The sequence below is a fragment of the Pontibacter qinzhouensis genome (genome assembly GCF_008017455.1).
Classification (GTDB): Bacteria; Bacteroidota; Bacteroidia; order Cytophagales; family Hymenobacteraceae; genus Pontibacter; species Pontibacter qinzhouensis.
Genome location: NZ_VRTY01000156.1, coordinates 1 through 8,519 on the forward strand (window position 1 = coordinate 1; position 8,519 = coordinate 8,519).

The window sequence follows — 8,519 nt, forward strand, 5'->3', positions numbered from 1 at the left end:
ATGGCTTTTGTACAGGCCCTTGGCCCCGCAGGGCCCGCAACTTCGGAACGAAGTCTAGTGGGCTATACTTCATACCAAAGATACGCATTTCTGGTTATCCTTTTATGGCCGGAACGGACAACTGGAGCCCTAGGCTCCAGCACCTGATGCTGAAGTTCTGGAACGGATTGAGTTAGATGAGAAGGCAATGGAACCCAATGCCACTAGCCTTAAGGCTTAGCTTTTGCGGCATAGACACTGTCCAAGCCCCTTTGGACATCATGAATTTGTCCATGTACATTGGGTAGACATTTATTATATTTGTACACTAGACATGTCTATACACACTATTTCACAGACCTATGCCGTACCTCACCATAAAACAGGCTGCTGAGGCCACCCAGAAAAGTGAGAAAACAATCCGACGCCTTTGCAACAACCACAAAAGCAAAGATTATGTAACGACGGAAGACGGCAAAATCATGATTGATGCAAGCTATCTACAACGGACTTACCCGATGTCCACCCCTGGACAAATTACAAAAAAGAGTACTGGACATAGCCTACCCATGCCTACCCAAGAAGTCCAACCTGTTGTCCAGCCACAACAAACTGATAGTCTACAGCATGAAATTGATTTACTCAAGCTCCAGTTAAGACATAAGGACGAGATATTGGGGATAAAGGACCGCCAGATAGAGACACTGGAGCGCAGTCTCCTGCTGCTCGGCGAAGGATTAAAGCGGGAGACTGCGCCTACCGCTGCAGAATCTGTAACGGCGGCAGATCTGGAGCCGACAAAGAAGAAGCGATGGTGGCAGTTCTAAGAACTCCTGTAATCGCACCCTGTCTCTTTGACTGATAAAACCTTTCCTTTAGCTCTAAGTGTACTCCAGCTAAGCAGAAGCAATATGGCTTGCCTGCCACTGCAGCTGGCGATCCACTTTCCATTTTAGTTAAGAGAAATCGATTTTAAGCCCTTTTAAGCGCGGTAAATATTTTCATGGGCGTCACCCTTCATTTTTTCTGATCGTCTCGCAGCATTGAGCTATGGGTGCTCCTGTCCCCAAAATTCTGCAAGACCTACAACCTTAACTAGTAAATTTCTAAATTCCGCGCCCCCGGTGCTCTTTTTTCCCTTTTGTTGTTTTTGCTCTTTTTCTGTTTGAGGCATTGTTTCATTTCCCAATTTATTGAGTTCCCTAAACGCCTTACGCGCGCATGCGCGAAACACAACTTTGTGTATTTTATATATTTGTTCTTATTTGCAGTAGCTGTAAGTTATTAAAAAACAGACACTTACAAGACCTAAAAACGACTTTTTATAAGCGAAAAACGACTTTTTATAAGCGAAAAACGACTTTTTATAAGCGAAAAACGACTTTTTATAAGCGGAAAAACGACTTTTTATAAGCGAAAAACGACTTTTAATTTCAACTGTCGTTTTTATTAGCCGTTTTTCGTATATTGGCAAAAAGTAATGTTATGAATGATTCTAAGTCGCTAGAAATACGTCAGCATAATACGATTACAACTGCTCGTTACGATTATTCAGCCTGTCAATTAGATATACTGTTTTACCTGCTATCAAAGCTCAAGAGAGAGGATAACCTAGATCAGCAGTACCGCTTCTACAATAAGGATATTGAAGCCATGACTGGCCGCCAGTGGAATTATCAGCAATTACGAGAAGCTACTGAAGATATGGGTTCACGTATGTTTGCTGTTGAGGATAATAAAGAATATCGCCAGATATGGATGTTCCAAGAGGTAAAATACATTAAAGGTCACGGATGCTTTGATATTATTCTTTCTAAATCCATACGGCCTTACCTCTTTGATTTGAAAGATAACTTTACATCCTATCAACTTCATTCTGCCTTAAAGCTAACCAGCAAATATGCAAAGCGCATTTACCAGTTAGCGAGCCAGTGGAAGGATATTGGAGAGACGAAATCTTATGATCTGGAGGAATTTAAAATGATGCTGGGCCTAAAAGATCCTCACGGCAAAAAACCGGAACAGTTTGAGCGAATAAGCGATTTAAAGAAAAAGGTGCTGGATGTTGCCGTACGCCAGATAAATGAAAACACAGAGTTTGAAATCAACTACCACTTAATAAAGTCTGGCCGTTCTTTTCAAACTGTTCGATTCTACATTAATGCACAGAAACCACAGCAGTTACTTATTCAGTTTGATAAGCCCGTAGAGGAAACTCGGCTTCAGAAAGGACGACAAATACTGGATGAGTACGGTATTAAGGACGAAAAGCTGATTCATCAAATTTTATCCAGTCAAAGCTTAATAGATAATTTGTTTAAGTTTAACTATAACTTGAAAACAGGCAGAACAAAGGCCGATAAAAACCCTGCCGGTTTGCTGCTAAAGGTGTTGGGCCTGCGCTGATCGGATGAAGAATGAATAAACAAAAGGGAAGAAAAATAGTACATTTGGACCATGGAGACACCCGCATTTGACTTCTATGACAAGCAGGGGGTTGTACAGCTTTCCGAAGAGGAGGTAAAGGACCTGCTGCAGGCCAAGCGAGACTTCCTGGAAGGAAAAACCACAGCCCGTCCCTGGGAGGAAATCAAAGCAAAGATGTTAAACAAGCGCCAGATAAAGCCTTCGCATAGCCAAAAGAACGCTTGTGAGAATAAATAAACACCTGGATCATGAATTTACAGACAGAGAAACTAGAAATCGTCAGGATGCTGCTGAACACGAATGACAAAGGCCTCATTCAGGAAGTGAAAGCCCTGTTCAAGAGCCACGAGGCTGACTGGTGGGATGAGATGAGCGGTCAGCAAAAGGAAGTGATCCTCGAGGGCCTGGCCCAGGCGGATCAAGGCCAGACAGTGCCCCATGAGGAAGCAGTAAAGATGTTCGGCAAATGGGGTTTGAGGTAGTCTGGACAAAGCAGGCTCTTGGTACTTTCGCTCAGAATATTGACTACCTGCAGCAGCACTGGACAGAAAAAGAAATAGTCGCCTTCACAAGAAAGGTGAATGACATCTTGGCGGCCATCAGAGAACAACCCTTGATGTATCGGAAGTCCGACAAGCTAAAGAATGTGCATATCGGCGTGATCATCAAGCAGGTGTCGCTTGTTTACCGGGTCAAGCCACGGAAAAAGGAAATCGAACTGATCGCTTTCATGGATACACGGCAGAACCCTGCGAAGCGAAAGGCCTAATAGACCATAAAGAAAGTCCGCGCTGCCTCTTTCCTTTGTTTCACAGTACATATTCAGCCATGGAAGTTAAGCCAATTCGCACCGAGGCCGGTTACCAGGCCGCCCTGCAACGGATAGAAAAGCTGTGGGAGGCTGTGCCTGGTTCCCCAGAGGCCGGGGAGCTGGAGGTGCTGGTTTTACTTGTCAGCAGGTTTGAGCAGGAGCATTATCCAATTGAGGAGCCGGAGCCGGGGGAGTATGCCAGGATTCGGCGAGAGGAGCTGGACGTAGGTAGGGAGCACAGCCTTGGAAGGAAATCAAGGGAACCCTAAATCGCACTTAAAGCATAGCAACCATGACCAGCAGGAGAGGAAGGCGTCAGCAAATCAGGAAACGGCAGGAAGCAGAGCTGACCTACCGGCTCAGGAATGCGCTGGCGGACATAGAGCTGTTCAAAAAGGGCACCCTGAAAACCTGGTCCATGGATGAGCTCCTGGCAGCGCTTTGATACCATCAGGCACAGGGTGGCACCCGGAAACGTAGTGAGCCGCCATAGAACTTAAATTAAAAGACCAGCATACTCCTCTTCAAGATCATGGGCCACTGGAATTACAGAGTAATCAAGAAGCTGAGCAGCTCGGGCGAGTATGAATACGGCATTCATGAGGTCTACTATGATAAGGACGGGAACGTAGAGGCCTGGAGCGAAAACTCCCTGGTGCCTGCCTGCCCTTCAAAAGAGGACCTGCTGCAAGACCTGGAGAGGATGAAAGGGGCTCTTGAAAAGGAGGTGCTGGTAGACGAGGAGGGCGAGTAAACCCGCGCCCCCTTATGGCCTCTAAATAGCACCCTTCCCTTATTGGCCCTAAATATGACTTTCCCCAGAAAGTGCTCTATTTAACATAAGAGTAGTTATAGGCGAAACCCGCCTGATTGGCTGGAATCCGGGGGTGCGCTTTTGGTACTTTGGCAGGAGCAGCAACTGGCAGCTAGCTACTTTGAAACCTGTGGATCATACTTTTTTGATCGCATGACATCCTGTGTTGTAAAATTTGTATTATTTATTAAATATTTATTAATTTAATATTCAAAAATAAAAATATAAACCTATATTCATAGCATTATTCAATCCCTAATAATGTTCTATGAAAACACTTTATCTGATTATCAGAAATGCTGTGGCTTTCGCCTTTAGCCACAGCATAATAAACTTTTTGATCATCCTGCTGCTGATAGGCAGCACCGCCTGTGAGCCGGAGCCGGAAGTTGAAGTAGGCCCTGCCGAAAACAAGCTTCATACGGACGCTACCCAGAAGGTGATCGTTAATGACACGGATAACACCTCAACAGAAACGTACACTTCTTTAGGGTATCAACTACCTAACCCTTACACGGTAACAAACATGCGTCAAGCGTATAAAAACGTATACGGCGGCAACTGGGACCACATTACCGCGAATAAAAAGTACGTACGCTTCAAGCCTACCACTAAAGAGCAATTGCTAACCCTCACCGAGACTCTTGACCTGGATCTGTTTGAGGAACCGCTGGATTACACCATATCGCAGGACGGCGACTCCTATCAGGACCCAAGCATTCCCCAGGAAGAGATCACCTGGCTCTATACGGTAGTGCCCTCCAACTTTACCTTCCCCAGTGGCATACAGTACCAGCTGCTGGCCTCTATTTACGTGCCAGACACCGATGATGGAGCTGTGGAAGCGGAAGCCGAGAGGCTGGTCGGGCTGAACGCAGACGGCGATGGCATGGCGGGTGTTGTCCCAACGTCTACGCCAAATACAACCGGCAGCGAAACAGCGGTTGATCAGAACTGCCCTGATTGTGACCAGTACTGCCCGCCCGGCTATTATTACGACCTTGAGATGGGCGGCTGCGTCTTGGTAAACAACTGCCCTTCAGGTACCCAATGGGACCCTGTCAGCCGAACTTGTGTGAGTACCCAACCTCCTACAACACCGCCTGTATTCACGCAAACTATCGGGAACCTATCTGTGACCGATACTCAGCTTGGGGTTCAGAATCTGAGGAACGTGCGCGTGGTGGCAAGACGATGGTTTAAAGTAGAACGCATGTATACTAACAACAGCGGCCGTTTTAATTCTATTAAAAAATTCAGGAACAAGGTGAAGCTGATTGTTAAGTTCAAGAACAACGATTTCTCGATAAGAGGCATAAGGGGCATAAGGGTGTATCAGGTGCTTCTGCCAATCCAGAAGAAGTTCGGCCCACTCCAGGGTAGCGAAATAAACAACTTTGCCTTTACCTTTACCATACGTCCGGATATAAATTCAAAAGGCACCCGCAACTGGGTGGCCGCCACCACGCACAATGCAGTGCAACAGTTTAAGGATCTTTCTATAGCACAGGGCACAGGCGGCAATTTACCGACTAACCTTAAAATTGTTTTAACAAATTGGGCTAAAGTGGGGGGAGCTGGGTCAGCACCTCTTTTTTCTGTAAGATGGATTGATCATTTAGACCTTGCCTTTGTAAACACATTTATTGCTACCGCTGCTTCTCCTGTAGCAGGAGGTTTATCGGCATTGGCTGCTTACATGAAACGCCAATTTGATATCACGTATAGCTACAATGTTACAGGAACTTTAACATCGGACAGGGTGGTAGCAACTATATTTCACGAACTGGCACACGCTATGCTTTACAATAAGGCAGGCGCCGACTGGTATAAAGCAGCGGTGGATGGTACTATTGCAGAAATCTTGAGTAATGGACCCTCACCGTATGGTACAGGCAAAACAGCAAACTCACCTTTGATTGCGCTCAATGAAGCTTGGGGCAACCATTACGGGCAATTTTTAGCGCATCAAAGATACACGACCAATAGCTCGATTATAAATAGACAAGGTGAAGCTTGGGAAACCACCCGCTTAAATTACCTCGAAAATTACAACCCGAACTTTCTTGGAGATTCATTCAGATGGATTCCAGAAGGTGTATTTCTTGATTTGATGGATAACACACCCAATGAGACAAGAGCAAATTTTCGTCCTGTGAATGATGCTGTTTTAGGTTTTACAAATCAGCAGCTATTTAATGCTTTAGATTCAGACGTAAGAAGTATACAAGCCTACCGTGCTCGTCTGATGCAGGAAAACAACAACAATCAGCTTACTCAAGTAACTGACTTATTCAACCAATATGGCTATTGAAAAAAAACTCTTAGTAGGTCTATGCCTTACAAGCTTACTTCTTCTAACGGCATGCCCAAACCCATGTGTTAATGAACTTCCTCTTTACAACTTTTATGTTGAAGCGTATTTCACTCCTGAAAAGGACAGCCTCCGGGTAGGCGACACTTTGTATTTCATTTCTGAGTTTCCGAAACGGCTGAATCCTCATGGCTCACAAAGCTCTGTTGATTACTCTAACGCCAATATAAGCGGTAGTCTGTCTGTAGTCAAGCTGACTCCGCGAACGCAATTCGGCACAGATGCTGTTTTTGACTTCGAATATGTATCTTTAGCTGGACAGATGTACAACACAAGGGACATACCTAATCCAGATGGGTTCCAACAGTTTTTTTATCAGGAATCAGAGGACAAATATCATATTAAGATTGCGATCATACCTAAAGAAAAGGGAACCTATGGTTTAGGCATTCTGAGCACAGCAAGCAATGGCAGGAGTGGCGGCAATGGTTGTGACAAAGCATCTTTTAACACTACTGTGTCAAACACAGATATAAATGTCCACTATCTTGAAGAATTTACTGGATTGCCTGTAACAATACGTCCTAGTAACGGCTATTATTTTAGAGTTTATTAAATAACTGATCCAAATCCTGCTTCAAGAATACTTGGAGTAGGATTTGGATCAGTTACTGCCAGGCTTGGAAAAGTAAAGGGTCTTTTTTATGCAGACGGTAGGGACATTTAGCCCTTCAGTAGATCTTACTGGTGAACTCTTTTTCTGCCGCCACTTACTCAGCTGATCAAGGCTATATTTAATTCATCTGTTACCTCTTTTAATGATCTCCTGGCATAGGAGAGTTCAATGGCCATCCGTTTAAAGGAGGCATCAAATACGCGTCTTTCTATCTTAGTCAAAGGTAGCAACTCCAATGCATCACCTACCTAACCCTCTGCTCTTGCGCTGCTGGCGTGGCTCCTCCAGCCCCAGCGCCTTCCTCAGTTCCTGGAGGATGGTTCTGGCAAGTTCCCGCACCAGGTCTGCCGCTTTTTTCCGCAGCTCTTTGTAGAGGGATGCCTCCTGACTCAGCGCCACACCCCACCGTTTCTGTATTTCCTGGTTGAAAATCTTAGTGATTTCCTCCGCTATGTGGCTGCGGGTTTCCTGTGAGTCATGCTGTTGGTGCCGCTCGTAATCCTCTCGGGTGGCTTTGCTGCTGTCTTCCAGTTGGTAGATCCCCCGATAGTACAGCTCTGCGGCTGGCCGCAGCTGCGCCTCTGCCAGTTTCCGGACTTCCGCCTGGAAGAGCGTGTTGGCAGCCTCCCGGATCGCCTCAGGGGCTTTCAACAGGGCGTAAGAGGAGTCGAGGGTAATGCCAGCCTTGCCTGCCTGCAGGAGCTGCGCGGCGATGGCTTGGGTGGCTTCCTTATGCCGGGCTGCCTCTTGCTCGGCCTTGTGCTGGCTGGCCTGCGCATGCCGGACCTGATCGGTGCGGCGCTTGAGCTCGATAGCGGTGTCCGTTTTCTCCCTGGAGACGGATTTAAAGCGCTCCTGCACCTTTTCCTCGTAACGGGTAGGGTTTATCCGGTCCAAAGCCGTTAGCTTCGGCAGATCGCTCAGAACGGCCTCTTGGGCCTGCTGCTGCTGGCCCAGGTACCAGCCCTCCGAGTTGTGAACAGCCTTGCTGCCCCGCACGCCCCGGGAGAGCCCGAAAGGCTCCATTGCTTTGGCGTAGCGGTCCTGGCGCGCGCTCATGTCCTTCCTGTTGCCCAGCAGCTTCTTGGCCGTCAGCTTGCCCTCCACCAGCGGCACCACCACCGCGTGCAGGTGCGGGGTCTTCTCGTCCAGGTGCAGTGCCAGGCGCACCACGTTCTCCTTCCCGAACTCTTGAGCTACGAACTGGTAGTTGGCCTTTAGCCAGCCCTCCATTTTCTCCGGATCTACCTCGATAGCTTTCATGTCTTCGTGCGTACCGGTGAACACCAGCGAGAGCGCCCGTACCGCGTCCTTTCGGATGGCGGTGGTGCCGGTGTAGCCCTCAGCAATCCGGTCAGAGATGGCTGTGTGCAGCGGCTTGGAGCAGTGTTCGGTCACGGCAAAGCTTTGGTTGAGCTGTCGCCGCGTCGGGTCGGCGTTCTGGAAGGTGTGCTCCTGGCCCTCCTTGCGGTCGATGTGGTCTCCGAGGCCTGCTCCG

General features: G+C 47.3%; 11 protein-coding genes. 10 read left to right on the forward strand and 1 reads right to left on the reverse strand.

Features of this window, described 5'->3' with window-relative positions; genetic code table 11:
* The first annotated feature begins 341 nt into the window (after window positions 1–341).
* The 10 genes from FVR03_RS22985 to FVR03_RS23025 all read left to right on the forward strand — a co-directional run bounded on the left by FVR03_RS22985 (window position 342) and on the right by FVR03_RS23025 (window position 6,961).
* Window positions 342–806: a helix-turn-helix domain-containing protein gene (locus FVR03_RS22985; protein ID WP_147924123.1), complete on the forward strand. Its 465-nt coding sequence runs from the start codon at window positions 342–344 to the stop codon at window positions 804–806.
* A gap of 658 nt (window positions 807–1,464) precedes the next feature.
* Complete coding sequence (locus FVR03_RS22990) at window positions 1,465–2,385, forward strand: replication initiation protein (protein ID WP_147924124.1); 921 nt, start codon at window positions 1,465–1,467, stop codon at window positions 2,383–2,385.
* A gap of 51 nt (window positions 2,386–2,436) precedes the next feature.
* Entirely contained in the window at window positions 2,437–2,643 is a 207-nt protein-coding gene (locus FVR03_RS22995; RefSeq protein WP_147924125.1) for a hypothetical protein, read from the forward strand.
* A gap of 11 nt (window positions 2,644–2,654) precedes the next feature.
* Window positions 2,655–2,888, forward strand: a complete 234-nt coding sequence (locus FVR03_RS23000; protein ID WP_147924126.1) for a hypothetical protein — start codon at window positions 2,655–2,657, stop codon at window positions 2,886–2,888.
* Window positions 2,873–3,175: a type II toxin-antitoxin system RelE/ParE family toxin gene (locus FVR03_RS23005; protein ID WP_147924127.1), complete on the forward strand. Its 303-nt coding sequence runs from the start codon at window positions 2,873–2,875 to the stop codon at window positions 3,173–3,175. Before FVR03_RS23000 ends, FVR03_RS23005 begins: the two co-directional genes overlap by 16 nt.
* Window positions 3,176–3,234: 59 nt before the next feature.
* Window positions 3,235–3,486, forward strand: a complete 252-nt coding sequence (locus tag FVR03_RS23010; protein ID WP_147924128.1) for a helix-turn-helix domain-containing protein — start codon at window positions 3,235–3,237, stop codon at window positions 3,484–3,486.
* Between the two features lie 23 nt (window positions 3,487–3,509).
* The gene (locus tag FVR03_RS24640; protein ID WP_187270279.1) at window positions 3,510–3,662 is read left to right on the forward strand and encodes a hypothetical protein; all 153 of its coding nucleotides are present in this window, start codon (window positions 3,510–3,512) and stop codon (window positions 3,660–3,662) included.
* 87 nt (window positions 3,663–3,749) lie between these two features.
* Window positions 3,750–3,971 carry a hypothetical protein gene (locus FVR03_RS23015; RefSeq protein ID WP_147924129.1) on the forward strand — a complete coding sequence of 74 codons (222 nt, stop codon included), beginning with the start codon at window positions 3,750–3,752 and terminating at the stop codon, window positions 3,969–3,971.
* 328 nt (window positions 3,972–4,299) lie between these two features.
* Window positions 4,300–6,345: a carbohydrate-binding module family 14 protein gene (locus FVR03_RS23020; protein ID WP_147924130.1), complete on the forward strand. Its 2,046-nt coding sequence runs from the start codon at window positions 4,300–4,302 to the stop codon at window positions 6,343–6,345.
* Window positions 6,335–6,961: a hypothetical protein gene (locus FVR03_RS23025; protein ID WP_147924131.1), complete on the forward strand. Its 627-nt coding sequence runs from the start codon at window positions 6,335–6,337 to the stop codon at window positions 6,959–6,961. Before FVR03_RS23020 ends, FVR03_RS23025 begins: the two co-directional genes overlap by 11 nt.
* A gap of 300 nt (window positions 6,962–7,261) precedes the next feature.
* Here the strand turns inward: FVR03_RS23025 and mobV are convergent.
* The coding region (gene mobV, locus FVR03_RS23030) for a MobV family relaxase (RefSeq protein WP_187270280.1) at window positions 7,262–8,519 on the reverse strand (1,258 nt) is incomplete at its 5' end.